Raw genomic sequence first — 24,999 nt, 5'->3', positions numbered from 1 at the left:
AAAAGAGGAAGAGAACCATGGGCTTTTTTGTAAGGCGTGGGGTCACAACGTTGGCACTGGGCATGATATTAGCCAGTCAGGCACACGCGGATGGAAACTTTCCTGATCCGCTGATATCCACGCCTCCTACACCCGAGACAATTCAAAAAGGCCTGGAAGCAGATGGCTACAGCCAAACCATCAACGGCTACATCTGGGGCTATCCGCTGGTTCGAATGGAGCGAGTAATTCGCGATTACATTGATGTCTCCAAACCGCAACCCGCCACCAGCTACCGGGCGCCTTTGAACCAGATCGGCTGGGCGAAATCACTCGCAGACCCTTCGGTCAAGGACATGCCGACCTCGAACAACGACACCCTGTACATGAGCGCTGTCGTCAACCTGACCGAACCCTACGTGCTGACCGTTCCCGACACCCATGATCGATACTACGTGGTCGATGTATTCGATATGTGGCAAGAACTGGAGCATTACATTGGTCGTCGCTCCACGGGAACCAAGGCTGGCAAGTTCGTATTGGTGCCTCCTGGTTGGAAAGGCGAGCTGCCCAAAGATGCCAAACGCCTGGACGTTAGCACCTCCAAAGTCTGGCTCTGGGGCCGGCTACATGTCATCGAGGGTGAAGACATGGCCCCAGTAACGGCACTGCAAAAGCAATTCGAACTCACGCCGTTGAGTGGCAAACCTCACAAAGACGAAACGCTGCCGCCGTTGCCAGCGATTGGTGATGATCCTCAAGGGTTCTTCACACATTTGGCGGCCGCCCTCAAGGACAACCCCGTCAAACCGGTGGATACCGCCCTGTATGGCCAGCTGTCGCGTATTGGTTTGACGGATGCTGGCTTTGATCCAAGCAAGTTGCCGGAAGCAACACGCAAAGGCATCGCCGATGGATTGAAAGATGGCCCCAGCGTCGCCTACTCGTCGCTTACCAGCAATGCCGTGATCCGTAACGGATGGACATGGGCCACCAGCCTGGACGACTTCGGCTACAAGTATCCACTACGCGCCATGGTTGCTGGCCCTTACCTGGGCGGGCAGGGCGAGAAAGAAGCCATGTACCCTACGCGCTCTGCTGACAGTGCCGGTAAAGCTCTGGACGGCAGCAACGGCGGTACTTACGAAATCAAGCTCAGTTCTGCACCACCGGTCGATGCATTCTGGTCACTGACGATCTACAAGGCGACCGATAAACTGCTGGTCGACAATCCGATCAATCGATACAAGATCGGCCCCACCACCAAAGGCTTGAAGACCGCGGCCGACGGCTCAATCACCATCGTGATTTCACACGACAAGCCGACAGGCGAAAACGCCAGCAACTGGCTACCCGCACCGGATGGAGTTTTCACATTGTTTCTGCGCCTGTACCAGCCTTCGGATGCCATCCTGAATGGGCAGTGGCCGTTGCCGCAGGTAGTCAAGATTAAGTAACCGTACGGTCAACGGCGTAAGGAGATATAACCTCATCAGTCTGTTCCACGACAGATGATGAGGTTACGACCGCTTCTGGCCGGTAGCCGCCGCCAAGAAGGCGCCGGGAGGAGTTACACCTCAGTCTGCTCCGCCATCTCCAGGGCATCATCGACCTCGATATCCACTCATCCAACTCATTTGCAGGGCGACGCAGCATTCATTCAATCTGGCCTATGGCAAAAATTACACAGACAGTGACCCTCTTTTTGAGTCACTTCGAAACCTCCTTGACGAGGACACCAAAGAAAAAACTAAAAAGGTGTAAGTGTAGAAGTCGGCATGTGACCGTTTCAGGCGCCTCGTCTGCGTAGACTGCCCTTGCCGGCTTTTCTCTTGATATCCCCTGTACCCATAACGACCAGCATTTTCTGGAACGTCGGGCATTCGATATGACGGGGAGCAGGGCACGCCGCAGCACGACGAAGCTCGTCGCGTATGGCACTGAGGTGTTCGATGGTGCGGTCCAGTTCGTCAGCCTTTTCTGCAAGCCGCTTGTGATCGATGGCTAGCTGACCGCCCGCACCCAGCATGGCGGCGATATCGTCCAGTGAAAACGCTGCAGATTGACCGAGCGCAATCAACGACAGCCGCTGGAGTACATCCGCACGAAATACCCGGCTCAGGCCACGACGGCCTATCGAGTGGATAAGACCTTTTTCTTCGTAGTAGCGCAGGGTTGAAGACGGCACACCGGAGCGTCGTGCCACTTCACCGATATCCATCTCTTTCATGCTTGACCTCAAGTCGACTTGAACTTGCAGACTGCCTGGATCAAACCGCCAATTCAGGCTGAAGGCAAGGAGAAATACCATGGGAGTAGGTGAGGCATTACTGCGCATTCTGTTCGTTGGAATGGGGGCCACGCTGATCATGGATGTATCGGCGTTTATTCAAGCGCGGGTATTTGGCATGGCGTCGGTTGACTATGGGCTCGTCGGCCGTTGGTTGGGCCACATGCTAAAAGGGCGGTTTCGTCACGCCTCGATTGTGACGGCGCCCCGTGTCCGCAATGAGCGCCTGGTGGGCTGGGTGTTTCATTACATCACTGGCAGCGTCTTTGCGATGATGCTCTTCGGTGCTCAGGGGCTTACCTGGTTCTGCAACCCCTCGCTGATGCCCGCGCTGATGACGGGTGCGATCAGTGTGGTTGCACCGTTCTTCATCATGCAGCCTGCGTTCGGTTTTGGCATCGCCGCTTCGAGAACAGCGGCACCGAACAGGGCAAGGCGCAGAAGCGTCATCGCTCATCTGACGTTTGGGGTCGGGCTTTTTGTAGCCGGGTGGCTATTGATCCGGCTATTTCCGGCTCCGCTATGCTAATGGATAACATGAAGTCAGACCAAAGAGGAGTTCGTCATGACCGTCGTCGATCGCCTCAGGTATTTGCGCGTTGTGCTGGTTTTGGCAGGCCTTGCGTGCCTTGCTCTCTACCCACTTATGCTGTTCTGGCCGTCTGGCTGGGCCTGGCACACCGGTCACTCGGACTACCCGATGATGATCGTTGGCCTATACGCCACACTGGGCGTGTTCTTGATCCTGGCCGCACGGGATCCACTAGCCAATCTGAGTCTGATCTGGTTCACCGTGTGGTCTAGCGCTGTACACGGCGGCATCATGGCTGTCCAGGCTGTCACCCAGCCGGGGCAAATGGGGCACTTGGTGGGTGACGTGCCAGCGCTGTTCATCGTGGCGGTTGCCTTGGCCATCCTGACGCCCGCTCGCAACGGGTCGAATCCAGCGAGTATTAATTGATCGGTTTGGCCTCGGGAAACTTCCACGATCCATTGAGAATTTCGGCTTTGGGCCTGTACAGCCTTACGGTGTAGTTCCAGCCTTTCATGGTCGGCAGGCAATTGGGACGATTCGACTCGCAGTCACCGAACTGGATGGTAATCGAGCCATCATCCGATTTTTTCGCAGTCAGATTGTTCAACGTGTAGGCGTTTGCCGCGTTCTTCTCGTAATAACCTTCAGCGTTGTAGAGGCTGACTGACCAGAAGCCATCGACGGGAACGTCTTTGACGGTAAGGCGATACACGGTTTTTCCGTCGTTTTTAACCGGCGTCACGTTCAGGTAAGTCGCGTCTTTGTCTGGATTTCCTCCCCAGGCGGCAGCCGAACCCAACAAGTGGCGAACAGGATCCACGTCTGCCTTGGTGCCAAAAGCTTTTTTGAAATCGGGGATGGTCGAAGACAATACCAGCAGCGCATCTCGCACTCTCTTCTGGCTTGTGGCTTCCCACTGTGGCAGCTCCAGCGCGCCAGGGTTCTTTTGGCTCACTCGGATGGCGTCTTGCAACGCGTGGACTTGTTTGATGTCGTCCGGGCTATTGGGGTCGACCAACGTGCGGATAGCGGTGACCACATAGCGAGTGCCAACGTTTTCGCGGGTTAGGGTGTGAGTACCTGCGCCGTAGAAAACATTGGGGGTGTAGTGATCTTCATTGATGATCTGCAGCGCCATGTAACGCTTGCCTGGATCGGGCAGTGTAATGGTCACCGGCCCGGCGTCGAGATCGAAAACGCCCGAGGTATATAAGGTGTCCCGGTTGAGTCGTATGACGGTCTGGTGTTCGATGTCGGCGGCTTCGCGACGATGAAGCAGCTTGCCGAGGCCCCCCTGTTTTGCCAATGAGCCGATGTACATGTCTGACTCGGCGCGTGCGAAGTTATCGACCGTCACTGGCGTTGCGCCTGGCAGGGTCGCCACTTCACTGGCTTGAGCCGAGAGCATCCACGTGACCGTAGCGCATGCGAGAAGGGGGACAACAGCGTTCTGCTTCATAGGGTTCTTTCCAGTCAGCCGAGTGACCTGCTCAAAGGCGGTGTTGAGCTATTAGCTTTGACACTATAGTCGGAGGAGGGCCAAGAGGATGTTTGCTATTGGCCGATTTCTGCCTCTCGCAAAGGGCTGCAAACGCCCCAAATTGCGTGGTCATTGTCTGGTTAAAACGCCTTTTTGCAATCTGCTTCGTGAAATCCGAGTCCAGAGAAGCCTCTACCAAAAGTAAAAATTTCGCTCTCAGGCGCGTACTTTTCCGATACGCAAACCATGGGTCGACTGTTTTCAACAGGATCGTTTGACATGAGCTGCATGACCCGCCCTGCCGGGGCAAGTCAGCTCGATGGAAGGGTTAAGCAATATTCTGCACAAGGCGCCATACGACTGTTTGCGGCTTCACTGAGGCGCAAACCGGCCCGCCATCGCCCATGGTGCCGGGAACGCGAACCTCGATGATTGCCTCAGCCTTAGTGGCGGCACCTTCGACGATTGAGTGCGGAATGGAGGCCAGTTTCAGCTTTGCACGACGTGACCAGCAGGACTCGGTTTGGCCTGCAAGGGTGCCTGAGTTGACGTAGACGAAGCGATCCGAGGGCGAGCCCTGCGCAAACTCACCAAGTAAATTGGGACCTTCCGGTAGAGGTGATCCCAAGCGAAGCGAGAAGTCGAATTGAATAGCATCGACATTCTCTGCGGACGGTTCAAGTAGCTCCGACCTACCTCGTTGAACAGCGAATCGGACACCAGGTGGCGGCGCGACAACAATGACCCTCATGCGAACGGTCTGAGTTGGCTTGTCTTTGCTCAAGATGGACCTCTGTTGGGTAACTATTATTAGGTGACATTGCTGTCGCGTAACATCTCGAGGGGTGTTGAATATCCATTCAGCTGACCTTGCTGTGATACCAGACAGCAGTACGTTCATTATCAGCTTGGGATTTTCGTATTTCGAACTGTCGTGAATAGCTTAGGACATGCCTCCAGCTGCTGTAGCTGTAGCTGTAGCGCGGGTGCCTGCTCTGGATAGGTATTACCGATCCAGTGAATGGCTGCTTCCATCGTGATGAAGACGGTAGCCACAGTCAATCTGCCTCGCTACCTCACTGAGTTTCGTGAGTGATTCCCGAATCCATCGGAAATATCAAAAGCGTAGCAGAACGGACAGCGCTAAAAATTGCTTCGAGTTGTTTTTTGCCATGACTAACTGCTTTTGGCCGATTACTGCCCGGCTCGAAGGACGGCAGTCGACCCTTGGCGGTCTTTCGTTTGGATGACGCTAGGCACAAGCGGACATCCATGACGTCCGCTCGACCGTTTTCAATCTGTCGTCACGCCAACGCCAATTCACTGTCCTTGATGTTCGCAATCGGCCCCAGAATCGAGGCGTCAAACTCGGCAAGGGTTGTGTGAGTTGCCAGGCGACTGGGAAGATCCGGGTTGGCAAGAGCCGCTTTGCCCAGCGCGATCATATCGGCGCCGTCTCGCAAAACTTGCTCAGCGTGGTGCGGTACATCCAGCCCCCCATTGGCGATGATCGCAACCTGGGACGCATACCGGCGAGCCAGCTCAACCAGACTTGCATTTCCTTCGATGAATGCCGGTTTCCATGCCTCAAACTCCGTCACATGGATAAAGTCCACACCTGCGTCCTTCAGCGAGCCGAAAATGACCTCGGCGGCAGCTTCGCCTTCTGCCCACTTATGTTCATAGTCGTTCACCTTGCTTTGCGAGATGCGCACACCGACAGGAGCGAGCGTGCCGACAGCGGCCCTGACTGCCTTGATGACTTCCAATGTCAGTCTAATCCGTGCCTGTACATTTCCGCCCCAGCGATCGTCTCGTTGATTGGTATAGTCAGTCAGAAATTGGTCTAGCAGGTAGCCGTTCGCCCCATGGATTTCAATACCGTCGAATCCAGCGGTATGCGTGGCCAGCACAGCGGCTTGTGCAAATCCCGCAATGGCATCGGCGATGTCCTCGTCACTCATCGCCTGGGGTAGCGGGTACTGTCCCTCACCGTAATAGAACTTCATCTGCGTTCCTTTTGGTCGAACAGCCGAGGGTGCAGCGGTAGCCGTTTCAAAACGGTTGCCCTGATTCAGCGCTCCAGCATGCATGAGTTGAGCGAATACTGAGCCATTGTGGGCACGAACCAGATCTGTCACGCGGCGCCACGCCTTGGCCTGTTCGACATCACTGAGCCCAGGTTGGAAGGGGTAGCCCTGAGCATACTTCTGATCGGTGTACAGCCCTTCGGTAATGACCAGGCCAAATCCCCCTTTGGCAAATCGCTCGTAGTAACGCGCGATCTCAGCGGTTGCCAGGCCCGCCTCGGTGCCACTGACACGCGTCATGGGCGCGACAGCAAGACGATTCCTCAATCTGCGGTTGCCAATATCATAGGGAGTTAAAATCTGCTGGTTGTAGTCAATCATGTGGTCAGTCCTCATTTATCCGAAAGGCTTTAAAAATCGATGTAAAGGACAGTAAGCTTGACCCGAAGTGTTGAGAAGCCAGCAACAACGATAAGCCGCTTTATCACAAATGGATGTAATGATGCAGATCCCGGATGTGGAAGTGTTTAGCGCCATTGCTGGGAGTGGCAGCCTGTCAGCCGCCGCCCGACGACTCGGCTTGGCACCCATGACAGTGTCGCGCAGACTGGCAGCTCTCGAAGGCGAGCTAGGGGTTCGGCTGTTTCATCGAACAACTCGCGCCGTGTCGTTGACAGCTGAAGGCGAAACATTTCTCCCCTTTGCAACGACGCTGTTGGAAGCCAGCGAGGGAGCAAGGGTCAGTTTGAAATCCTATGCTGGTACTGCCAGCGGTGTTTTGAAGGTAACTGCGCCCACCGTATTCGGACAGTCAGTGATCATGCCGCTGATTCCCGTGCTCTTGGCAGAACACCCGGCACTGCGCCTTGATCTGACACTGTCGGACAGCATCGTGGATATTGTCGGGCTCGGGATCGATGTCGCAATTCGCATTGCGACCCTGCGAGACTCGGCCTTGATCGCGCGCACCCTCGCACCGAATCCTAGAGTGCTGTGTGCCAGTCCGATGTATCTGGAGCGTCATGGAGTGCCAACTACGATGGACGCACTATTGAGCCACCGCCGCATCGCTTTGCATGGAATGCCTTACTGGCCATTCATTCGTGACGGTGAAGCGGTTGCCATGAGGGCGGAGGGCGTTTTTTCGGCAAACAGTGTCGAGGCGGTGCGCACGGCAAGTAGGCAAGGTTTGGGGGTGGCGATGCTTACGTACTGGGACGTCCTTGATGATCTGGATGCTGGAACCCTTCGTCTGGTCGAACTGGAGGATGTCAGCCCGGAGCAACTCTTCATCACCGCGATATTGCCTACTCGCCAGCATGTGCCACACAGAGTAAGAGTATTCCTTATGCATCTGGAGGCAGTGCTGAATTCCTGAGCCCGAACATCAATGACACGACCACTTGTGTGCTATACCAGCCATTGAAAGGAGCGTCCGCTTCTGGCCGATTGCTTCCTTTCGCCACCGGCAGCTTTGGGTCGAAAGCGGCCCTTCGTGGAGGACAGCTACCGACCAAAAGCGGCGGTATCATCGCCTTGAATTCTGACTGACCTCGGCCGAACGCCTTCGTGTGCGTTGGCGTTGATCAGCGCAGGCGTAGCCCGCGTGCATGTGGCAATGCTTGACCCGGATCCGCGTAACGCTGGAGCAGGCATCGAAATGCTCCGCCAGGCTGGTATTGAAGTCACAGTCGGGCTTCTCAGCGACCAGGCTCAACAGCAGCTAACGCCATACCTGTGCAAGGTGCTTTGAGAGCTTCATGCCCGCCGTTCGAGCGTCCTCGTTCAGTACTTGATATCCCGGGCTTTTTGACGGCCTTCCTGCTTCGTTTGCCGCTTGTCCTGCCGACAACGGGGATTGCTTTGGGCATCGGCCGCTCGACAGTCCTGTTTCGTCTCACGCGCATCCTGGCGCGTTTCCTGCCGGACATCGCGCGCAGCCCGACGCGTCTCGGCGCGGTCGGTGGCCGCCCAGGCTGCCCCGTTCGCCACCAGCAGAACAATCATGGCTACCCAGCCAAACGTCTTGTGCGCGCTCATGATTTGATCTCCAGCCGCTCGATGTCGAATATTAAGTACAGCTGATTTCCGAACGTCCCGCAGGCCGAGGGACTGCCATTCATCCAGGCGACGCCTGTCATTCGGACCTAAAAGGGCAGTGGGTAAGCATCATTTTTTTGCTGACGCGAATTGTTATGCTGCCAGGCACACCCGCATCAACAAGGACGTTTCATGATGACCACAACCCTGCGCCTGGCCTCACCCAGCGACATCGAGTTGCTGTTCGACATTCGTACCAGCGTGACGCAGAACCATCTGTCCCGTGAACAACTGCACGAGATGGGCATTACTGCGGATGCACTGCGCGATGCCATGCACAAAGCCCCCTGCGCCTGGATTGCCGAATGGCAGCAAGAGGCTGCCGGTTTTGTCATGGTTGATCACGACGAAGGGGAATTGTTCGCGCTGTTCGTGCGCCCGCAGCATGAAGGCAAGGGCATCGGCCAGCTACTGCTACATCAGGCCGAAGCAGCACTGTTCCAGCGACATGAGGTGATTTACCTGATCACCGATGGCGATGAAACGATACGGGCGAACGGCTTTTATCGGCGACTTGGATGGACTGTGAGCGGGGCTGTCGATGCCCGGGATGTGCGCTTTGAAAAGCGCCGCGCACTGAGCTGACCGGAATGGACATGCCATCTCGCTTCATCATCCACGAAACCCGGCATTGGGTCGTCAATCATCGTATCAACAGTGCGCTGCCCGGGTATTTGATGTTGAGCGCAAAGGCGCCGACCAACGTGCTGGCTGCGCTGCCCATCGAGGCGCAGGCAGAGCTGGGTGTATTGCTGGCGCAAACGCAAAAAATCGTCGAAGACCTTTTGCAACCCAAACGCTTGTACATCGGCCGTTTCGGCCACGACGCCGGTCACTCCATCCACTTCCATTTCATTCCGGTTTACCCGTGGGTAGAGGCGTTGTTCTGGGAGGATGAACGCTACAGGGCTCTGCAGAACTTCGGCTGGGTCGAGAGCGATGTACCGCAAACGGATGGTGCGGAGCTGACTCTGTTCGTATGGCGAGAGTTTTGCGAGCGGCCTGAACCGCCAGCAATTCAGGGTCAATCGGTTGACCAGGTCATTACGGCGCTTCGTGCGGCATTTGCTGGTCAGTGTGCTGCGAAATTGCTAGGGTCTATCCATGACTAAGTATTTGCTCACCCCGACTACCACCACCACGACCGCTGAAAGCGGAGCGTGCGAGGTCTCGTGAGCCAATAGCAGACGAACTTCAAAGGCCCGCCAGCGATGGACAGGGCCTTTTTTCATGCCCTTGTGTCGCTGGCTCAAACGCAAGGAGATGCACCCATGTACGCGCTGTTGATACTCGATGTTCAAGTCGGGCTTGTTCACGGTCCGGAAAAACCATGGCACTGCGAAGCGATGTTGGAAACAGTTAATAGCCTGATGGACAAGGCACGCCGCGCTGGCGCTGCGATTTTTATCGCGCGCCACGTCGGGCCCGTTGGATCTCCCATCGAACCAGGCAGCCCGTTGACCAGGGTTGCGCAGGAACTGAAGCTTCTGGGTGGCGAGGTGGTATTCGAAAAGCGGCGGCCCAACGCCTTCGAAAAGACTGATCTGGCGGAGAGTTTGCGGTCTCGCGGGGCTACCGGTGTGGTGATCACTGGCATGAAAACTCAATACTGCGTTGACAGCACCTGTCGGGCCGCCCGTGATCTTGGCTTCGATGCAGTACTGGTGGCCGAAGGTCATACCTGTTCAGACACGCCGGTGATGAAAGCCGAGGACATCGTCGCGCATCACAATGCAACGCTAGACGGGCCGTTCTGCCGGCTCGTCAAGGCTGAGGAGTGGCGCTTCTAGCAGGGCCCGAAGCTGCGGGGAAGCGCATGGCTTGCCGTAAGCAAAACATCAAAGCGCTTTCTGCCGACAGTGGAGCAGGGCCTCGCTGATCATGGCGTGGACCAGTGCTGGAGAAACGCCAAGGATCTTGGCGATTTCATTCTGTTTCATGCCATGAATGCGGCACATTTCGAATGCATAGCGCGTGCGCTCAGGCAAGTCGGCCAGTACTTCGGACACCCTTTCCAGCACCTGTTGATCCGACACCAGTGTTTCTGGTGTTTCGGTCCGTGGACCGGACACCTCGCTGCTGTCCTCTTCGTTGACGATCCAGCGTTCTTCAAACTGGCGGCGACGGTAATGATCAATCGACAAGTTACGCACGGCACGTGTGAGGTACGAGGCTTGTGACCTGATCGGCTCACTGGCGTCGGCTTCACCCACTTTGAGAAATGCCTCATGGACAATGTCTTCGGCATGGCTACGGCATCCGGTGATTCGAGCCGCGAGCCCAATCAAGCGCTGACGTCGCTCAAAGAACACTTCAAGCAATTGGGAACCGTTCCCCGCCGTAGTAGGCTTTTGCATGATGCACCTGGATTGTTTTATGGATGTGCCGGCGAAGGGAGTGAATTTATTCTTATTAAGAATTATTAGCAATAATGCGCCAGTCAAAGCCGAAGGCGATTTCAACGGTTTGGTGGAACCGAACCAAAACCACGGGACATGGAGTAAGCTTGCCGAAATTTTCCTGCTATCCGCCACGATGACCAATCTTCCCCGCCCGCAGAAATCAACCAGCGAAATGGCTGCCGACTGGTGCGTGCAGCTGCATTTCGGTGAGTGCACAGACGCCGATCGTGCCGAGTTCCGGCGCTGGCATGACGCTGATCCGTCCCATGCGCTGGAATACACGAAAATGTGCCGAATCTGGCAGGTGAGCGAGCAGTTACCCGCCAGCTTCGAAGTTGACAGGTCGGGGCGCTCGCGGTGGAGCCGACCGCTATCCTGGATGGCGCGCGCCGCAGTGGTGCTGGCGGCCGTCGGTGCCACCTGGGGTGCCGGTTGGTCAGCGGGCATGCTGCCTGGCAGTGTTCGCTACTACATGGCGCAGGAAGTTCGTCGGCAGGTGCTACTGCCTGATCACAGCCAGGTGCAACTCAATCAGCGCACCAGCCTTGTCTACCTCGGTTTTCGCGATCAGCGCCAGGTAATGCTGCACAATGGCGAGGCTTTTTTCGATGTGCAGCACGATCCTGAGCAGCCGTTCGTGATTCGTGCCGATAACGCCAGCATCAGGGTCACCGGTACTCATTTCAACGTCTGGACCGGCCAGGAGTTCACCACCGTTACCGTCACCGAGGGTTCGGTGCTCGCTTCGCGCAATGATGGCAGCCGTGACAACAATCAGGGGGCGGTGCTCACGGCCGGTATGCAAGCGGTTTTCGGCCCCGACCGGATGTTGCAATCGGCTCGCATCGATCCATCCCGGGCCGCTGCCTGGCGCAATGGCAAGCTGATGCTCGATGATGTCAGCCTGCGCGAAGCTCTGCCCCTGATCAACCGTTACCTTGACGTACCGTTGACGCTGGCGGACAGCGAAGTCGGTGACTTGCGCTTTGGTGGCACCTATGACACCGCCGATATTGACCAACTGGTCGTCGCGCTGCCGAAGATTCTGCCGGTCAAACTGCGCCACAGTGACCAGGCGACCCTGCTGATCAGGCGCTGAAACCTGTCCCCTGAATTTCTTTTTGTGATTTTCTGAACAAATCACAGGCTCATTCGTCGATCCGGCATGCCCTGACAATCACGCTACCGGAAGCATTATGAGCGCCTATCCACTGAATCGAACCGCCCTGTGCCTGCGCCGCTGCATCGCCGCCGCCACCCTGGGCCTGTCACTGGTGACAGCCGTGTCGGCAGTCGCCGACCCGGTCCAGGTCAACATTCCTTCGCAGGCACTGTCGTCGGCGCTTTCCGATCTGGCCAGACAGACCAACCTGCAGATCATTTACAGCCAGGACACCGTGTCCGGCATGCGTAGCCATGACGTTGCGGGGGAGATGGAGCCGGAGGCAGCACTGCGTCAGTTGCTGGGAGGTACCAGGATTGTCTACCAGATCGAAGGCAACCATGTAACCTTGCAAGGCAGCAGTAGTGACGACTCGGCGATGGCCTTGCCTGTCACCAGCATTGTCGGTCAGGCCTACAGTTCGGTAAGCCCCGACGATGGTTATGTGGCCAAACGCGCCTCGGCAGGCACCAAGACCGACACCCCGCTGGTTGAAACGCCTTACTCGGTTTCTGTGGTCACCCGTGAGCAAATTGAAGCTCAGCAACCGAAGACCATCGCCCAGGCCCTGCGCTATACGCCGGGCGTCAATGCCGAAATCGCCGGCCCTCAGTTTGTGACCGACCAGTTGACCATTCGCGGCTTTCAGCAGGGCACCGGGCGTATGTTGCGTGACGGTACGCGCACCTTCCTGCCCGAGTTTCTCGGCTGGGATGCCCCCGAACCTTATGGCCTGGAACGTATCGAGGTGCTGCGCGGTGCCAGCTCGGTACTTTACGGAGCCTCCGATCCAGGTGGGCAGATCAACCTTGTGACAAAGCGCCCGACCATCGAGCCCCTGCGTCAAGTGCAGCTGCAAATGGGCAACCAGAATTACCAGCAGGGCGCTTTTGACCTGGGCGATGCGCTGGACGAGGAGGGCATCTGGAGTTACCGGTTGACCGGACTGTTCCGGGAGGCCGATGCCCAGACCGACCACATTACCAACCGTCGCCAGTACATCGCCCCAGCCATCAGCTACCGTCCCAGCGACAATACCGAGCTGACGTTCCTGGGCGAGTACCAGAAGCAGACCGGCAACTTCGCCAACCCGTTGCCGGCAGACGGCACTGTGTTTCGGGACCCGCGTGGACGTCTGGATCGTGACACCTACGTGGGTGACAGTGCCTCTGACTTCATGACCAATGAAAAGACCTCGTTGGGTTACGTGCTCGAGCATCACTTTAACGAAGTCTGGACCGGGCGACAGAACGTACGCTACAGCGACTACCGCCAAGCCAGCTCCGAGATTGCCCTGTTCGGGCCGGTAGGCGATCAGTACTCGCGCTATAACGATCAACGCAAGGGCGACGGCCATCTGTTCACCATGGACAACCAGGTACAGGCCAATTTCGCCACGGGCCCGCTCGAACACACGTTATTGACCGGCGTCGATTACAACAACGGCAAGTTTGACCAGGAGCAGTCGCTGAACTTCATCCTGGAAAGCTTCGACGTGTTCAATCCGGTCAATGGGCAGCCACTTACCTTTTTCCCGTTCAGCGCCAACAGCTATGAACAAAAAATGTCGCAAACCGGCGTCTACCTGCAAGACCAGTTGAAAGTTGACAAGTGGGTGTTCCTCCTCGGGGGGCGTTACGATTGGGCCAGCAACCAGAAAGACGACCGCGCGCCGCAAACTCAGAAGGATGAGAAGTTCAGCGGTCGCGCCGGTATCGTCTACCTCTTCGACAATGGCCTGGCGCCTTATGCCAGCTACAGCGAATCGTTTTTGCCGGTGATGGGCGTTACAGCGGACAACTCGCAACTTGATCCGGAAGTCGGCAAGCAATACGAAGTGGGCCTCAAGTATGAGCCTCCAGGGGCCAACGCGCTCTATACGATTGCCTGGTTCGACCTCACCAAACAGAACGCCACCGAGAGCGTTAACGGCTTCTCCAGGCAGGAGGGTGAGGTTCGTTCCAAAGGTGTGGAGCTTGAGGCCAAGACTGAAATCACCCAGGGTTTCAACCTGATCGGCAGTTACACCTGGAATGATGTCGAAGTCACTCAATCGGAGGTCGGCAACAAGGGCAATACGCCGTTCCGGGTGCCGGAGCACATGGCTTCGCTGTGGGGTGACTACATCGTCCAGAGTGGCCCGCTGGCGGGCTTGCGTCTGGGGGCTGGTGCCCGTTACGTGGGCAGCACATTCGGTGATTCGGCCAACAGTTTCAAAGTGGACAGCTATACCGTGGTCGACGCACTGGTCAGCTATGAACTCGGCAAGGTCGCGGCGTCGCTGGAGGGCGTAGAGGTATCGCTCAATGCCACCAACCTCTTCGACGAAGACTATGTAGCCGGTTGCTTCAGCACCGTTGGCTGCCAGTACGGACAGCAACGCACTGTCTACGGCACTGTGAGTTACAACTGGTAAACCCAGGCTGACCAGGTACGGTGTTTGTACCTGGTTGCCGGACCTGCCAGGCAACGCTCGGCAAGCGTGGATTTATAGGAAGGAAATACCGAACATGACCGCCCGAGGCTTGCGCAGCTGGTATCTGGTGCACAAATGGACCAGCCTGATCGCCACCATTTTTTTGTTGTTGCTGTGCCTGACGGGATTACCGCTGATCTTCCATGAAGAGATCGAGCATTACTTCGAACAGCACCCGCCGCTGCGCCCGCTGACTGCCGACGCGCCGCAAATCGATTACGACAAGGTTATTGCCGGTGCCTTGGCAGCAAGGCCAGGGGAGGTCGTGCGCTTCGTTGGTTTCGACCCGCAGGATCCGCTGGGTTTCGTGATCACCGCCACGGGCCTGGTGCCTCCGCCGCTTGACGGTCACATCCAGCCGTTTGATACGCGCACCGGCGAGCTGTTTGCGCCGGAGCCAGCGGATGATGGTTTCATGAACCTGATGCTGCGCCTGCATACCGATTTGTTCATGGGGTTGCCCGGTTATCTGTTCCTCGGGGTCATGGGGCTATTGCTGGTAGCGTCGCTGGTTTCCGGTGTGGTGGTCTATACGCCGTTCATGCGCAAACTCGACTTCTCCACGGTGCGCAGTGGGCGAAGCCGGCGGCTGAAATGGCTGGACCTGCATAATGTGCTCGGCATCGTCACCCTGGCCTGGGTACTGGTGGTTGGCATCACCGGTGTGATCAATACCCTGGCGCTGCCTATACAGGGCATGTGGCAGACGGGCCAGCTGGCGGAGATGACCGCGCCCTACAAAGACGCACCACCGCTGGAGCGCCTGGGGTCATTGCACAAGGCGCTGGAATCTGCCCGAAACGCCGCGCCGGACATGGTGCCAAGCTTCGTTGCGTTTCCCGGTACTCAATTCAGCAGCCAGCATCATTACGCGGTGTTCATGCGTGGTACCACGCCGCTCACCGCGCGCCTGCTCAAACCGGCCCTGGTTGACGCACGCACGAGCGAGCTGACCGACATGCGCGAGATGCCCTTGTACGTGAAAACCTTGCTGGTCTCGCAACCTTTGCACTTTGGCGACTATGGCGGCTTGCCGCTGAAGATCATCTGGGCGCTCTTCGACCTGGTTGCCATCGTCATTCTGGGCAGCGGCCTGTACCTCTGGCTGAGCCGACGCAAAGTACCGTCGGAAAAGCGCCTTTCCGAGCTCAATGGCAAGGCGATGGACGCGGAGGGCAGGGCATGAGACGCGGGCTCTGGATGATATTTCGTTGGCCGCTGTTACTGGCGCTACTGAGCTTTCTCGGCCTGTTTTCGGCGCTTGTCGGCGATGAGGTCTATGACCTGCTTTCGTGGCTCAGCCTGGGCGTGCCATTGCTGCTGGTCGGGGTGGTTTGGCGGCGAATGCTTCAGGCAAACCGGTCGCGTTTGTGATCAAGCCCGCGTCGCTGAACGTGCAGCGACGCGGGGAAGTTAACGGAGGTGGGCAGGGGATACAAAAAGTTATGCTTGGCGGCGGCCCGAACTAGCCTCTCGGGTCAAAGCTTGAACTTGCCCACCATCACTTGCAGCTCCGCGCCCAAACCGGCCAGCTTGATGCTCGAAGCGGCTGTTTCCTCGCTGGCCGTGGCCGTCTGTTCGGACACGTCGCGCACATTGAGCACACTGCGATTGATCTCCTCGGCCACGGCGCTCTGCTGCTCCGATGCCGTCGCGATCTGCAGGTTCATCGACTCGATGGTGGACACCGAACGGCTGATGCTCATCAGCGAAGCGCCTGCCCGGCGCGTCAGTTCAACACTGTTGGTGGTCAGTGCGCGGCTGCGCTCCAGAATTTCGCCGACCTGCTGCGTGCCACGGTGCAAGCCGCCAATCAGCTCTTCGATTTCTTCGGTGGAGCTCTGGGTGCGTTGCGCCAGGCTGCGGACCTCATCGGCGACCACGGCAAAGCCGCGACCGGCTTCACCAGCGCGTGCCGCTTCAATCGCCGCGTTCAGGGCGAGCAGGTTGGTCTGTTGGGCGACCGACTTGATCACATCCAGTACCGTGCCGATCTTGTCGCTTTCACGCTTGAGTTCGGCCATGGCCTGGGTCGAATGGCCCACCTCGATGTCCAGATGGGTAATCTGCTCGATAGCCTGGTTGACGACCGTGTCGCTTTCCCGTGCCTCAAGGCCGGCATTGACCGCCGCATGCGAAGCCTGTTCGGCGCTGCGCGCCACATCCTGCACGGTAGAGGTCATTTCGTTCATGGCGGTGGCCACCTGGTCCGTCTCGACCTTCTGGCTGCTGACGCCGGCACTGGTTTGTTCGGTCACCGCAGACAGCGCTTCGGCGGCACTGGCGATCTGCACCACGCCATCGCGCAATCCGCCGATCAGGTCGCGCAAGTTCAGGGTCATGCGTTGCATGCTCGCCTGCAGCTCGCCCAGCTCGTCACGCCGCGATACCTGGATGTCCTGGCTCAGGTTGCCATTGGCCACCCGCTCGGCACTCTGCAGGGCCTCTTTCAATGGCAGCACGATCAAGCGGGTGATCAACCAGGCAGCCAGAGCACCGACGATCAGGGCCAGCACCGCAGCGAAGATCAACCGCTGCATCGACGCCTGCACTTCATGGTCGCGCTTGCTCGACTGGCTGTCCGACAACTGCCCGGACGCTTCCAGCAGGCTCTTGAGATCGGCCTCCAGTACCTCCAGAGACTGACTGGCCTGGGCAGCGTTGCCACCCTCGATGGCACGGGCGTAATCCTGGAAGTGGTCACGGTAGCGTTCGATTGCGTTGCCGGCCTGCGCTATCCAGCGCAGATCCTCGGGGTCGGTGAACTGCCTGGCGAGCCCGACGATGTGAAGGTTGATTTCATCCATCGCCTTGACCATGAGGGCGGTTTGCGCCGAACCGGGGGCCACCGTGTAGTTCAGGCGCGCAATGCGCACATCACGTGCCTCTTCGTTGATTTTGGCAATGCTACTCAGCTTGGCACTGCGCTCGCCCAGACCGCTCAAGCCGCCCCAGCCGATTGCGGCGATCACAATGGTCAGCAGTAAAACCAGTGCAAAGCCCAGGGTCAGTTTTGACCGCACGCTGATATCAGCCAGCACCTTGCCAATTGCGTCGAACATCTATGTATCCCTTCTGTTAATCGATCCTGAAAAGCCAATGCCGGGTGGTGCCTGTAGGGGCGCCTGTTGCACAAGGTTGGGAGTGCCGCCGCGCACTAAGAAGGCGGCGGTGAAAGAAATGTGGAGTGGGGGCCTAACGTGAAGGCGCACGTAACATGGGGCCGCCTTCACACAGGATGAATCTCTGCGCGGATCTCAGGGATTGGAACCGCATCAGAGGTCGTGGCATTAGGCCATCATTTGCGCGAAATATACATCCAGCGCACATCATCGACAACAGATTATGTGCTTGTTTGTGAACATATTTGTTGATTGATTGTGCGCAATCTTGGGCGGCAGATGATGTGCCCGTTTCGGAGGGATGCTTTCGTGGCGGACCGTCAAGCCCGAGTCGCTGAGCTCGCAGCGACTCGGGTAGGGTGGTGGGGTTGGGGGATACAAGAGTGCGATGGGTCAACGGATGCAACACGCTGGTAGCCCGCGACATAAGCCTTATGCAGTTGCTTAAAAGTAGCGCTGGTTTCCGCCTGAAGTTATGCAATAGCGTCCGCCCTTAGGTCCGTAGCAGGCATTGCCGCCCGCACACGAACATCCACCACCATGGTACCCATATTGCTTTTCATAAGCCTGCTCTTGGGCCCTTTTCTTCTTGGCAGCTTGCGCCGCTTGTGCGGCCAGAATGACTGCCTGCTTTTTGACTTCTGCGAACTGGTCAGCATAAGAGACCATCGCTACCGCGTGGAGCGCCTCAAACTGGGCTGCGGCAGCCTGAACTTGAGTAGAGGGCTTATTGGCGTTGTATTCGTTGTTCCGCTGGATGGCTAAATCCGCAGCAGCTCGAAGGTAAGGGTCCCTGGCGTTCGTTTTGAGAACCACCTGGTTAGCAAGGCTCGCAAAGTCTGTGGTAGGGAACGCGGCGTAGTAGTCCAAGATGGGCTTGCTCATTTCAACGGCTTTGGCCATCGGTCCTCGCATAGCATCAATCGCGGCTATGGCCTTCAAGACGTCACTGTCGGAGGCTACGATGGTGCCACTAACAACATCGTTCACATAGCGATCGGCAGCCATTTTGTAGTGCGAGACTCTCTCGCTCATTACGTTTTGGGCACCGTGTACCGATTGCACATAGGCCCCTGGGGTCCGCGCGTCTACGTAGGCATAAACCTGTGGTCCACTGCCGTAGCTTCCCAGCGAGAGAACTTCTGTGTTCGGCCGAGAGTAGTAAGGTTGAGTGGTGGTCAGTTGCTGGCCCTTCTTGGCCGCCAGGGCATTGACCTCATTAACTACAAATGCGGCGCAGGTCCTGATGGTCCCCCTCGTGGCACCGCAACTCAAAGAATCCAGATTGCTAGTGTCGCATTTGGCTGCGCCGTATGACGGCTCGCATAAAATTTTGTACTGTTGGTTCTGGCAACCGGCCAAGAGTGTGGTGAACGCCAAGACGAATAGAACTCTGTGAAACATAACGATCCCTTAACACGTCGTCGATTGAGCCGGCCTTGCACCAGCGGCGCTGCTTTATACAGGAACTTTATCGCCAGCGCTTCTGGATCAAATTGTGGAGTAGAAGGGGGGGATAGTGCTTTTCTGGAACTCAAACGATGCTTGATACTCTCCATTAACACCCACCGGCAGTAGTGGCTTGCTCCACGACAGGCCTAATCACCGGATGGCCGCATCTGCGGCCTGAACCTGTTACTCCGCTCACTCTACCGGTGCTTGCCCTGCTAGCACGGTACGTCTCAGCACGGCTGCGGTTGCAGCACGCGCCTCAACTTCATCCAGCAACGCCTCCACCAGCGCCAGGCTCATTTCCAGCGAGTGCTGGGTCGCCCACAGCAAACCACGCACCTCGGCATTGACCAAGTCGCAGGCCTGGGCGTTGGTTTGGTAAGCGCTTTTGAGCAGGACGGTGGCGTGGATCAGGGCGTCTTCGGCAGACACGCCGGGGCGTATGGCGAACAGCGGATCGTGGCTGCCGTCGCAAGAGCCGAAGGTGGTGCTGGTTTTGTTGACGAGGGGAGGGGCGGGAACGGGTTTTGTTATTGTGGTGCTCCTTTTGCCGAGGAACTTCCAACCGTCGCCGCGAAACGAATAGGGTGGCAGCTGTGAGTGGGTTCGCGGACCGAGGCAAAAGGAAACCCGGCAGAAGCGGGCACAAAAAAAGCGCCTGCAATTGTGGTGGTGTGGCGCTGTTGCGCCTTTTGCCTTACGGGCCGCGACGCCCGGTCGCTGAATTTGCAGCGACTGGGGGCGGGTAACGGGGGTGGGGTGGGGATTCAAGCGGGCAATGGTAAACGACAGCTCTCGACCCAAAGCTGTTTCTAGCCCTTTTCCGAGCATGCGCCGCCCGATGCCTGCCCCTCACACAAAACGTGATAACAATCAGCACTGATGCTAGACGGTCGCGGCGCATATTCAGCCAACGCATCCCGGATAAACCCGCTCCTGCAACAGCGCGTGCTACTGCCAATCAGGCAAAACATCTGTCTTGCGACTAACTTTACCTCGAACACGAAAGCCTCAGCCCACCGCTTAACCAGGTTAAGGTTCGTTATGACTCAAAAAATCGATCTGACGATCAGCCGCGATTACCTCAATCCGTTTGCCTCGCCGGACAACCCCAAGCTAAGCCCCGAGTTGGTGGACTACCTGTCTGATAGCGCCTGGTACCACCCCGAACTGTGTCTGCACATTCGCTGCCCGGAAGATGAGCAAGAACGCCTGCAGCAAGCCATCAGCAATACCTTTGCGGAAAAGAGCGAACAACTCAGAGGGGATATCCGCACCCAGCGGCTGGTAGCGCTGACACTCCTGGGCTTGGCACTAGCCTTGGTGCTGGCGGGAACGGCTCTGGGAATTGAAGGCACCATCCCTGTGGGAGTCGTTACCGTCACCGCGTGGATGCTGCTCTGGCGTAGCGCAGAGATATTTTTTCTGGATATCCGCAGCATTAACCGGCAGTTGCGTAAGTATCAGCGCATCGCCAGCGCACCAAAGCAGTTTTGATTGAGGTTGATCGTTCCCACGCTACGCGTGGAATTCATGCCAGAGTTCTGGCGAGCTGAAAATCCGACCTTTTCAACTGATGACCTGCGCCATGGTCAGTGCCACTGGCTCCGGGCGGTCATACAGGTCGTAGTGCGACCAGCCTTCGGCAACGAACATCTGCTTGGCTTTTGACGCCGCGCGACCATAGATCTCCCTGCCATCGCGATACCTGGATATCTGTGTGCGCGAGCAACTGGCGTCGGGTGAACTGGTGAGGGTGCTACAGCCTTGGTGCCCGTCTTTCCCAGGCTTTTATCTCTACGCTCCTACGCGTGCGCAAATGCCAGCCAAGGTGCGGGCGCTGATCGATTTTCTGTTAGAGAAGCGATCTCTGCTGGGCTGACATTGTGGCTGCAGAAACGAAGGCGCGAGTGACTGCTTCTGGTCGGTAGCTGTCCTCCACGAAGGGCCGCTTTCGACCCAAAGCGGCCCTTCGCTGAATGCGGTTCGCAGCCAGGAGGGAGGCTCGAAGTAGTCATTTCATTTTGTCAAAGTGAGACAAGTCACGGGCTATCAGCTACTGTATGCAAAGTGTCACCTAATCCCAACCGGAAGCAGGTATCTAAGTTGTGCATCTTGATAAGTAGGGATGCCAGCCCTGCCCTGAACAGACAACAAAAGCCCCAAGTATTGGGGGCTGAAGTATTCTGAAATGTTCTTCTTCGGAGACAAGCGCGGCTACAGTAATTCATGATAGAAATTTCTATATCTCGATATCACAATGAATTTCTCAGCAAAAACTAAGACTCAGGAATGGAGCTTTAACAATTTTATGAAATTCGCAAAATTAACCATCACAGGGTGGCGTCAGTTTTCGGAGATAGATCTAAGGTTGCATCCAAGAATGACAATTATCACCGGTGCAAATGGAGCGGGAAAAACAACTATATTGAAGTTGTTGGCCCAGCATTTTGGCTGGCATTTTCCATTATTATCTACTCCTCATAAAAGACCGGGAGCATCTGCTTTCAGCTATGCTACTGGGCTACTTCTAAAATTAATTAAGCGCACCCCTGACCAGCACCAAAACTCCTTTCAAATTGGAAGTTTAACCTACAGCAATGGTGCGGTTGCTGAACTAATAGTCCCGGACAACGGGTCAGTCGCTTACACTGTTGAAATACGTAACCAACACCAAATTCAAGGGTTGAATATCAATTCTCATCGGCCAGTACAAAGCTATCAGCCTATTGCCTCAATACCAACTAACGCTATAAATGCAGAGCAGGCATACCAAACATACTACTCAGAACTAATGCAGCGATACCAGAACGGCTACAGTCAGTATTCGCCTGTTTATAGGATGAAGGAGACGCTGATCTCAATGGCGATGTTTGGGGCAGGCAATCAGTACGTGCAAAAAGACGAGGCGCTCGAACAATTATTTTTGAACTTTAAGAAAATACTCTCAGAGGTCTTGCCCCCATCGATCGGCTTTATTGACATTAGTGTTCGCATTCCAGATGTAGTGTTGATTACTAGGTCGGGTGAGTTTATGATTGATGCCGCTTCAGGCGGACTAATGTCTTTGATCGACTTGGCCTGGCAAATATTTTTATACTCTTTCAACAAGGAAGAATATACTGTTCTTCTAGATGAGCCTGAAAATCATCTGCACCCTTCAATGCAGAGAAGCCTGCTTGGCCGGCTCACTAAAGCTTTCCCAAGCGCCCAATTCATTGTGGCAACGCATAGTCCATTCATGGTTTCATCAGTGAAGGACAGCATTGTTCATGCGTTAAAGTACACAAATGAAAGTCAGTCGAATGAGGTGCACGAGTCCAATTACTCTAAAGTATCATCGGTAGAGTTGGATTTAAATACTAGAGCGGCTACGGCAAACGAAATCCTTCGGGACGTGCTAGGGGTACCTGTTTCACTTCCACAGTGGGCCGAGGATGACCTGCGCAAAATTACGGCTCAACTGACCGTGCATAGTATCACCCCAGAAGGTCTCGCCAGTTTGAGACGGGAATTAGAGGAGGCAGGCTTGGGTGAGTACTACCCAGATGCTCTGAAGATGGCAGTGGATCGTCGACCATGATAAAACTTACAAAAGAGCCCGAGCCAAAAATCCTTGTAGACAATGCCGCAGCATGGACAGAGAATTTTCTTTCTAAGCTTGCCGCCGGCATTGAACCTTCAGCATCGGAAAAAACCAAGTACCGGCATAAAGACATAAAGTCGGTGCTGGAGAAAGAGACTGGTGGCAAATGCGCTTATTGCGAAAGCAAGTTAAAGCACATACATCATGGAGATGTTGAACATATCTATCCAAAATCTCTGGACCCATCAAAGCAGCTGGAGTGGGCAAATTTAACTCTTGCATGCGAAATATGCAACCAAAACAAGTCCAACCGAGATCCGCATCTTGAATTCATAATCGATCCATATGTAAAAGATCCTGATCAGCACATCTGCTTCGTCGGATCGATGGCATTTCCATTAGGAACTGCTGAAGGGGTAAGCAGCATAACTTTGCTCGATTTGAATCGCCCCGCGTTGGTTCTCATGAGAAATGAAACGGTGCAACGTATCATGAGTCTATACGAAACTTTGCTTCGGCCAGATATTCCGTTGCCGGCAAAAAAAGCGATTCTCGACGATCTTGAATCGAATGAGTCAAGTAGCAAGGCTCAATTTTCGGCCGTGGTCAAAGGGATAATAGCCAGCATGAGATCAAAGCTTCCCCAAGAAGTGTTGGCAGCGAACTAATTCAATTTTAATGGCCAGTTTATGATTGCAACTGGTGCCCGATTAGATGGTCGAGATCATGGTCCAATGTATATCTCAAACTTACGTTATATAGCCGTGAACTGTGGGTTGCGCCCAACATGGTAAGCAGTTCTTGATGGAGAACTGCCAACCGTGAACGGCAGCAATTGGCCGTTAGCTGCCCTCCTCAAGGAGCATCTAACGGCCGTTCTCTGCCGCTCGCCTTTTCGGTTAGCTCAAGTCAGTCTACCGATTGACGGTTGAAGTCCCCGTTCCTGAACTGTGACCCCAGCGTGATATCGCCCACAAAAAAACCGGCTTGTTAGGCCGCTAGCTTCTAGCCACGAACCGCTGCTTCGATTTCGGCAATGTCGATTTTCCTTTGCTTCATCATCGCCGCCATCGCCTTGGCAGATACATTCTTGTCGGCACTTGTCGTCAGTTCAGTCAACCGTCGCGGGAAGACTTGCCAAGACACTCCGTAGCGATCCTTCAGCCAGCCACAGACACTCTCCTCACCGCCATCTGCGGTCAGCGCTGCCCACAGTCGGTCGGTCTCCGACTGATCGTCCGTAGCGACTGAAATGGACACCGCCTCGGTCAGCGTGAATGCCGGCCCTGCGTCAAGAATCTGGTACGGCACCCCGCCCAGCGAGAAGTTGATCACCGAGAACGCGCCGTGTCCGGCATCGCCAGAAAAGATCGTCTCGACCCGACTTCCAGGGATCAGAGAGCAGTAGAACGCTGCGGCCTCTTGGCCTCGCCCGTCGCGGAACCAGAGGCAGGTGCGGATTGTGCTGGACATAATCGTGTTCCTCCTGTGAGTGGATCGATTACTGCGGCCTGACTCTGAATAGACCCCAAGTGGGGTGATAGCGACTTCACGGGCCTGGTGGATAACATTCCATGTTCTGTCGTCTATCCCTGACCAGACCGGGCATTGTGACAGTCGGATGGCCACTGAAGGGGGTTATACACCAGGGACGGAAAGCCCAATCTGCTCAATCAGTTCCGGCAGTGGACCAAGCATAGCTACTCATTTGCTACCGCTCCGTCCATGGGCTGCTATTGGCCGTCAGCTCCACCTTGAAACTGATCCCGCACCTGCGAAAGCCCAAGCGACAGGTAAAACTCCACCGGCCGCTGCAGGGCAGCAAAGGAGACGGAGACTTTCCTGGTGAATGCGTTCTTCAGGATTAAGCAACTGGACTTGGCGGGGCTTGGTGACGAGGAGGCGGGATCGGATTTTGACTGGGTGGAACGCCTTCCTGGAAAGGATCCGCCAACGGGTGGCAGCGGGGTTGCCCCGCGATAGGTCAAATCACCGGATGGCCGCATCTGCGGCCTGAACCAATTACTCACCTCACTCTACCGGCGCTTGCCCCGCTAGCACGGTACGTCTCAGCACAGCTGCAGTCGCAGCACGCGCCTCAACTTCATCCAGCAACGCCTCCACCAGCGCGAGGCTCATTTCCAGCGAGTGCTGGGTAGCCCACAGCAAACCACGTACCTCGGCATTGACCATGTCACAGGCCTGGGCGTTGGTTTGGTAAGCGCTTTTGAGCAGTACGGTGGCGTGAATCAGCGCGTCTTCAGCGGACACGCCGGGACGTACGGCGAACAGCGGATCGTGGCTGCCGTCGCAGGAACCGAAGGTGGTGCTGGTTTTGGTGACGAGGGGTGGGTCGGGAACGGGTTTTGTCATGGTGGAACTCCT

26 protein-coding genes are annotated in these 24,999 nt (G+C 56.2%); 15 read left to right on the top strand and 11 right to left on the bottom strand.

All coding sequences use genetic code 11. The features are described from left to right. Window positions 1-17 precede the first annotated feature (17 nt). On the top strand, window positions 18-1,436 hold the full coding sequence (locus tag DM813_RS11575; protein WP_128323529.1) for a DUF1254 domain-containing protein: 1,419 nt from the start codon (window positions 18-20) through the stop codon (window positions 1,434-1,436). Between the two features lie 332 nt (window positions 1,437-1,768). On the opposite strand, the gene DM813_RS11565 is transcribed toward DM813_RS11575, so the two are convergent. Next, window positions 1,769-2,209, bottom strand: a complete 441-nt coding sequence (locus DM813_RS11565; RefSeq protein ID WP_128323528.1) for a helix-turn-helix domain-containing protein — start codon at window positions 2,207-2,209, stop codon at window positions 1,769-1,771. Window positions 2,210-2,288: 79 nt separating this feature from the next. Between DM813_RS11565 and DM813_RS11560 the strand changes: the two genes are divergently transcribed. Beyond that, window positions 2,289-2,798: a DUF2938 domain-containing protein gene (locus DM813_RS11560; RefSeq protein WP_128323527.1), complete on the top strand. Its 510-nt coding sequence runs from the start codon at window positions 2,289-2,291 to the stop codon at window positions 2,796-2,798. A gap of 36 nt (window positions 2,799-2,834) precedes the next feature. Then, window positions 2,835-3,230, top strand: coding sequence for a DUF6632 domain-containing protein (locus tag DM813_RS11555; RefSeq protein WP_128323526.1), 396 nt, complete (start codon window positions 2,835-2,837; stop codon window positions 3,228-3,230). On the opposite strand, the gene DM813_RS11550 is transcribed toward DM813_RS11555, so the two are convergent. The 3 genes from DM813_RS11550 to DM813_RS11540 form a co-directional block, all read right to left on the bottom strand. Then, window positions 3,223-4,263 carry a DUF1254 domain-containing protein gene (locus DM813_RS11550; RefSeq protein ID WP_128323525.1) on the bottom strand — a complete coding sequence of 347 codons (1,041 nt, stop codon included), beginning with the start codon at window positions 4,261-4,263 and terminating at the stop codon, window positions 3,223-3,225. The two genes, DM813_RS11555 and DM813_RS11550, sit on opposite strands and share 8 nt — an antisense overlap. 349 nt (window positions 4,264-4,612) lie before the next feature. Next, the gene (locus tag DM813_RS11545; protein WP_206617375.1) at window positions 4,613-5,068 is read right to left on the bottom strand and encodes a DUF5990 family protein; all 456 of its coding nucleotides are present in this window, start codon (window positions 5,066-5,068) and stop codon (window positions 4,613-4,615) included. A gap of 520 nt (window positions 5,069-5,588) precedes the next feature. Then, a complete protein-coding gene (locus DM813_RS11540; RefSeq protein ID WP_128323524.1) occupies window positions 5,589-6,695 on the bottom strand; it encodes a tRNA-dihydrouridine synthase in 1,107 nt (368 codons plus the stop codon). Window positions 6,696-6,816: 121 nt separating this feature from the next. Between DM813_RS11540 and DM813_RS11535 the strand changes: the two genes are divergently transcribed. Continuing rightward, window positions 6,817-7,692: a LysR family transcriptional regulator gene (locus tag DM813_RS11535; protein ID WP_128323746.1), complete on the top strand. Its 876-nt coding sequence runs from the start codon at window positions 6,817-6,819 to the stop codon at window positions 7,690-7,692. Between the two features lie 407 nt (window positions 7,693-8,099). Here DM813_RS11535 and DM813_RS11525 read toward each other — a convergent pair whose 3' ends face one another. Further along, complete coding sequence (locus DM813_RS11525; protein ID WP_128323523.1) at window positions 8,100-8,354, bottom strand: hypothetical protein; 255 nt, start codon at window positions 8,352-8,354, stop codon at window positions 8,100-8,102. Between the two features lie 195 nt (window positions 8,355-8,549). On the opposite strand from DM813_RS11525, the gene DM813_RS11520 reads away from it, so the two are divergent. The 3 genes from DM813_RS11520 (at window position 8,550) to DM813_RS11510 (ending at window position 10,204) form a co-directional block, all read left to right on the top strand. Further along, on the top strand, window positions 8,550-8,999 hold the full coding sequence (locus tag DM813_RS11520) for a GNAT family N-acetyltransferase (RefSeq protein WP_128323745.1): 450 nt from the start codon (window positions 8,550-8,552) through the stop codon (window positions 8,997-8,999). Window positions 9,000-9,004: 5 nt separating this feature from the next. Next, entirely contained in the window at window positions 9,005-9,526 is a 522-nt protein-coding gene (locus DM813_RS11515; RefSeq protein ID WP_128323522.1) for an HIT family protein, read from the top strand. Between the two features lie 159 nt (window positions 9,527-9,685). Further along, window positions 9,686-10,204: an isochorismatase family protein gene (locus tag DM813_RS11510; protein ID WP_128323521.1), complete on the top strand. Its 519-nt coding sequence runs from the start codon at window positions 9,686-9,688 to the stop codon at window positions 10,202-10,204. Between the two features lie 48 nt (window positions 10,205-10,252). On the opposite strand, the gene DM813_RS11505 is transcribed toward DM813_RS11510, so the two are convergent. After that, on the bottom strand, window positions 10,253-10,771 hold the full coding sequence (locus tag DM813_RS11505) for an RNA polymerase factor sigma-70 (protein WP_128323520.1): 519 nt from the start codon (window positions 10,769-10,771) through the stop codon (window positions 10,253-10,255). On the opposite strand from DM813_RS11505, the gene DM813_RS11500 reads away from it, so the two are divergent. From DM813_RS11500 to DM813_RS11485, 4 genes are all read left to right on the top strand, one after another. Then, the gene (locus tag DM813_RS11500; protein WP_241653164.1) at window positions 10,770-11,915 is read left to right on the top strand and encodes a FecR family protein; all 1,146 of its coding nucleotides are present in this window, start codon (window positions 10,770-10,772) and stop codon (window positions 11,913-11,915) included. The two genes, DM813_RS11505 and DM813_RS11500, sit on opposite strands and share 2 nt — an antisense overlap. 97 nt (window positions 11,916-12,012) lie before the next feature. Continuing rightward, the gene (locus tag DM813_RS11495) at window positions 12,013-14,394 is read left to right on the top strand and encodes a TonB-dependent siderophore receptor (RefSeq protein WP_128323519.1); all 2,382 of its coding nucleotides are present in this window, start codon (window positions 12,013-12,015) and stop codon (window positions 14,392-14,394) included. A 94-nt stretch (window positions 14,395-14,488) separates the two neighbouring features. Continuing rightward, the gene (locus DM813_RS11490; RefSeq protein WP_128323518.1) at window positions 14,489-15,640 is read left to right on the top strand and encodes a PepSY-associated TM helix domain-containing protein; all 1,152 of its coding nucleotides are present in this window, start codon (window positions 14,489-14,491) and stop codon (window positions 15,638-15,640) included. Further along, on the top strand, window positions 15,637-15,828 hold the full coding sequence (locus DM813_RS11485) for a hypothetical protein (protein WP_128323517.1): 192 nt from the start codon (window positions 15,637-15,639) through the stop codon (window positions 15,826-15,828). The genes DM813_RS11490 and DM813_RS11485 overlap by 4 nt, the downstream gene beginning before the upstream one ends. A 104-nt stretch (window positions 15,829-15,932) precedes the next feature. Here DM813_RS11485 and DM813_RS11480 read toward each other — a convergent pair whose 3' ends face one another. The 3 genes from DM813_RS11480 to DM813_RS28780 form a co-directional block, all read right to left on the bottom strand. After that, window positions 15,933-17,516: a methyl-accepting chemotaxis protein gene (locus DM813_RS11480; RefSeq protein WP_128323516.1), complete on the bottom strand. Its 1,584-nt coding sequence runs from the start codon at window positions 17,514-17,516 to the stop codon at window positions 15,933-15,935. Window positions 17,517-18,020: 504 nt separating this feature from the next. After that, a complete protein-coding gene (locus tag DM813_RS11475) occupies window positions 18,021-18,980 on the bottom strand; it encodes a hypothetical protein (protein ID WP_128323515.1) in 960 nt (319 codons plus the stop codon). Window positions 18,981-19,220: 240 nt separating this feature from the next. Next, window positions 19,221-19,859, bottom strand: a complete 639-nt coding sequence (locus DM813_RS28780; RefSeq protein WP_128323514.1) for a DUF3077 domain-containing protein — start codon at window positions 19,857-19,859, stop codon at window positions 19,221-19,223. A gap of 213 nt (window positions 19,860-20,072) precedes the next feature. Between DM813_RS28780 and DM813_RS11465 the strand changes: the two genes are divergently transcribed. The 4 genes from DM813_RS11465 (at window position 20,073) to DM813_RS11445 (ending at window position 23,282) form a co-directional block, all read left to right on the top strand. Next, a complete protein-coding gene (locus DM813_RS11465; RefSeq protein WP_128323513.1) occupies window positions 20,073-20,525 on the top strand; it encodes a hypothetical protein in 453 nt (150 codons plus the stop codon). Between the two features lie 223 nt (window positions 20,526-20,748). Next, window positions 20,749-20,910: a LysR substrate-binding domain-containing protein gene (locus DM813_RS11455; RefSeq protein ID WP_277750103.1), complete on the top strand. Its 162-nt coding sequence runs from the start codon at window positions 20,749-20,751 to the stop codon at window positions 20,908-20,910. A gap of 378 nt (window positions 20,911-21,288) precedes the next feature. Continuing rightward, window positions 21,289-22,611: an AAA family ATPase gene (locus DM813_RS11450; RefSeq protein ID WP_241653162.1), complete on the top strand. Its 1,323-nt coding sequence runs from the start codon at window positions 21,289-21,291 to the stop codon at window positions 22,609-22,611. Then, window positions 22,608-23,282: an HNH endonuclease gene (locus DM813_RS11445; RefSeq protein ID WP_128323512.1), complete on the top strand. Its 675-nt coding sequence runs from the start codon at window positions 22,608-22,610 to the stop codon at window positions 23,280-23,282. Before DM813_RS11450 ends, DM813_RS11445 begins: the two co-directional genes overlap by 4 nt. 337 nt (window positions 23,283-23,619) lie before the next feature. On the opposite strand, the gene DM813_RS11440 is transcribed toward DM813_RS11445, so the two are convergent. Together DM813_RS11440 and DM813_RS11435 are read right to left on the bottom strand one after the other, a co-directional pair. Then, window positions 23,620-24,087: a VOC family protein gene (locus DM813_RS11440; protein ID WP_128323511.1), complete on the bottom strand. Its 468-nt coding sequence runs from the start codon at window positions 24,085-24,087 to the stop codon at window positions 23,620-23,622. 558 nt (window positions 24,088-24,645) lie between these two features. Next, window positions 24,646-24,987 (bottom strand): DUF6124 family protein, encoded by a 342-nt coding sequence (locus DM813_RS11435; RefSeq protein WP_128323510.1) that lies wholly within the window; start codon window positions 24,985-24,987, stop codon window positions 24,646-24,648. Window positions 24,988-24,999 lie beyond the last annotated feature (12 nt).

The organism is Pseudomonas alkylphenolica (assembly GCF_004025535.1).
GTDB lineage: Bacteria > Pseudomonadota > Gammaproteobacteria > Pseudomonadales > Pseudomonadaceae > Aquipseudomonas > Aquipseudomonas alkylphenolica_A.
Note: the sequence above shows the minus strand (reverse complement) of the source record. Positions and strands in the feature narration are given on the sequence as shown.

Excerpts from the sequence above, each read along its gene's own strand:
- DM813_RS11575 (WP_128323529.1), top strand. The coding sequence starts at position 18 with ATGGGCTTTTTTGTAAGGCGTGGGGTCACAACGTTGGCACTGGGCATG.
- DM813_RS11565 (WP_128323528.1), bottom strand. The coding sequence starts at position 2,209 with ATGAAAGAGATGGATATCGGTGAAGTGGCACGACGCTCCGGTGTGCCG.
- DM813_RS11560 (WP_128323527.1), top strand. The coding sequence starts at position 2,289 with ATGGGAGTAGGTGAGGCATTACTGCGCATTCTGTTCGTTGGAATGGGG.
- DM813_RS11555 (WP_128323526.1), top strand. The coding sequence starts at position 2,835 with ATGACCGTCGTCGATCGCCTCAGGTATTTGCGCGTTGTGCTGGTTTTG.
- DM813_RS11550 (WP_128323525.1), bottom strand. The coding sequence starts at position 4,263 with ATGAAGCAGAACGCTGTTGTCCCCCTTCTCGCATGCGCTACGGTCACG.
- DM813_RS11540 (WP_128323524.1), bottom strand. The coding sequence starts at position 6,695 with ATGATTGACTACAACCAGCAGATTTTAACTCCCTATGATATTGGCAAC.
- DM813_RS11535 (WP_128323746.1), top strand. The coding sequence starts at position 6,817 with ATGCAGATCCCGGATGTGGAAGTGTTTAGCGCCATTGCTGGGAGTGGC.
- DM813_RS11525 (WP_128323523.1), bottom strand. The coding sequence starts at position 8,354 with ATGAGCGCGCACAAGACGTTTGGCTGGGTAGCCATGATTGTTCTGCTG.
- DM813_RS11520 (WP_128323745.1), top strand. The coding sequence starts at position 8,550 with ATGACCACAACCCTGCGCCTGGCCTCACCCAGCGACATCGAGTTGCTG.
- DM813_RS11515 (WP_128323522.1), top strand. The coding sequence starts at position 9,005 with ATGGACATGCCATCTCGCTTCATCATCCACGAAACCCGGCATTGGGTC.
- DM813_RS11510 (WP_128323521.1), top strand. The coding sequence starts at position 9,686 with ATGTACGCGCTGTTGATACTCGATGTTCAAGTCGGGCTTGTTCACGGT.
- DM813_RS11500 (WP_241653164.1), top strand. The coding sequence starts at position 10,770 with ATGATGCACCTGGATTGTTTTATGGATGTGCCGGCGAAGGGAGTGAAT.
- DM813_RS11505 (WP_128323520.1), bottom strand. The coding sequence starts at position 10,771 with ATGCAAAAGCCTACTACGGCGGGGAACGGTTCCCAATTGCTTGAAGTG.
- DM813_RS11495 (WP_128323519.1), top strand. The coding sequence starts at position 12,013 with ATGAGCGCCTATCCACTGAATCGAACCGCCCTGTGCCTGCGCCGCTGC.
- DM813_RS11490 (WP_128323518.1), top strand. The coding sequence starts at position 14,489 with ATGACCGCCCGAGGCTTGCGCAGCTGGTATCTGGTGCACAAATGGACC.
- DM813_RS11485 (WP_128323517.1), top strand. The coding sequence starts at position 15,637 with ATGAGACGCGGGCTCTGGATGATATTTCGTTGGCCGCTGTTACTGGCG.
- DM813_RS11480 (WP_128323516.1), bottom strand. The coding sequence starts at position 17,516 with ATGTTCGACGCAATTGGCAAGGTGCTGGCTGATATCAGCGTGCGGTCA.
- DM813_RS11475 (WP_128323515.1), bottom strand. The coding sequence starts at position 18,980 with ATGTTTCACAGAGTTCTATTCGTCTTGGCGTTCACCACACTCTTGGCC.
- DM813_RS28780 (WP_128323514.1), bottom strand. The coding sequence starts at position 19,859 with ATGCTCGGAAAAGGGCTAGAAACAGCTTTGGGTCGAGAGCTGTCGTTT.
- DM813_RS11465 (WP_128323513.1), top strand. The coding sequence starts at position 20,073 with ATGACTCAAAAAATCGATCTGACGATCAGCCGCGATTACCTCAATCCG.
- DM813_RS11450 (WP_241653162.1), top strand. The coding sequence starts at position 21,289 with ATGAATTTCTCAGCAAAAACTAAGACTCAGGAATGGAGCTTTAACAAT.
- DM813_RS11445 (WP_128323512.1), top strand. The coding sequence starts at position 22,608 with ATGATAAAACTTACAAAAGAGCCCGAGCCAAAAATCCTTGTAGACAAT.
- DM813_RS11440 (WP_128323511.1), bottom strand. The coding sequence starts at position 24,087 with ATGTCCAGCACAATCCGCACCTGCCTCTGGTTCCGCGACGGGCGAGGC.
- DM813_RS11435 (WP_128323510.1), bottom strand. The coding sequence starts at position 24,987 with ATGACAAAACCCGTTCCCGACCCACCCCTCGTCACCAAAACCAGCACC.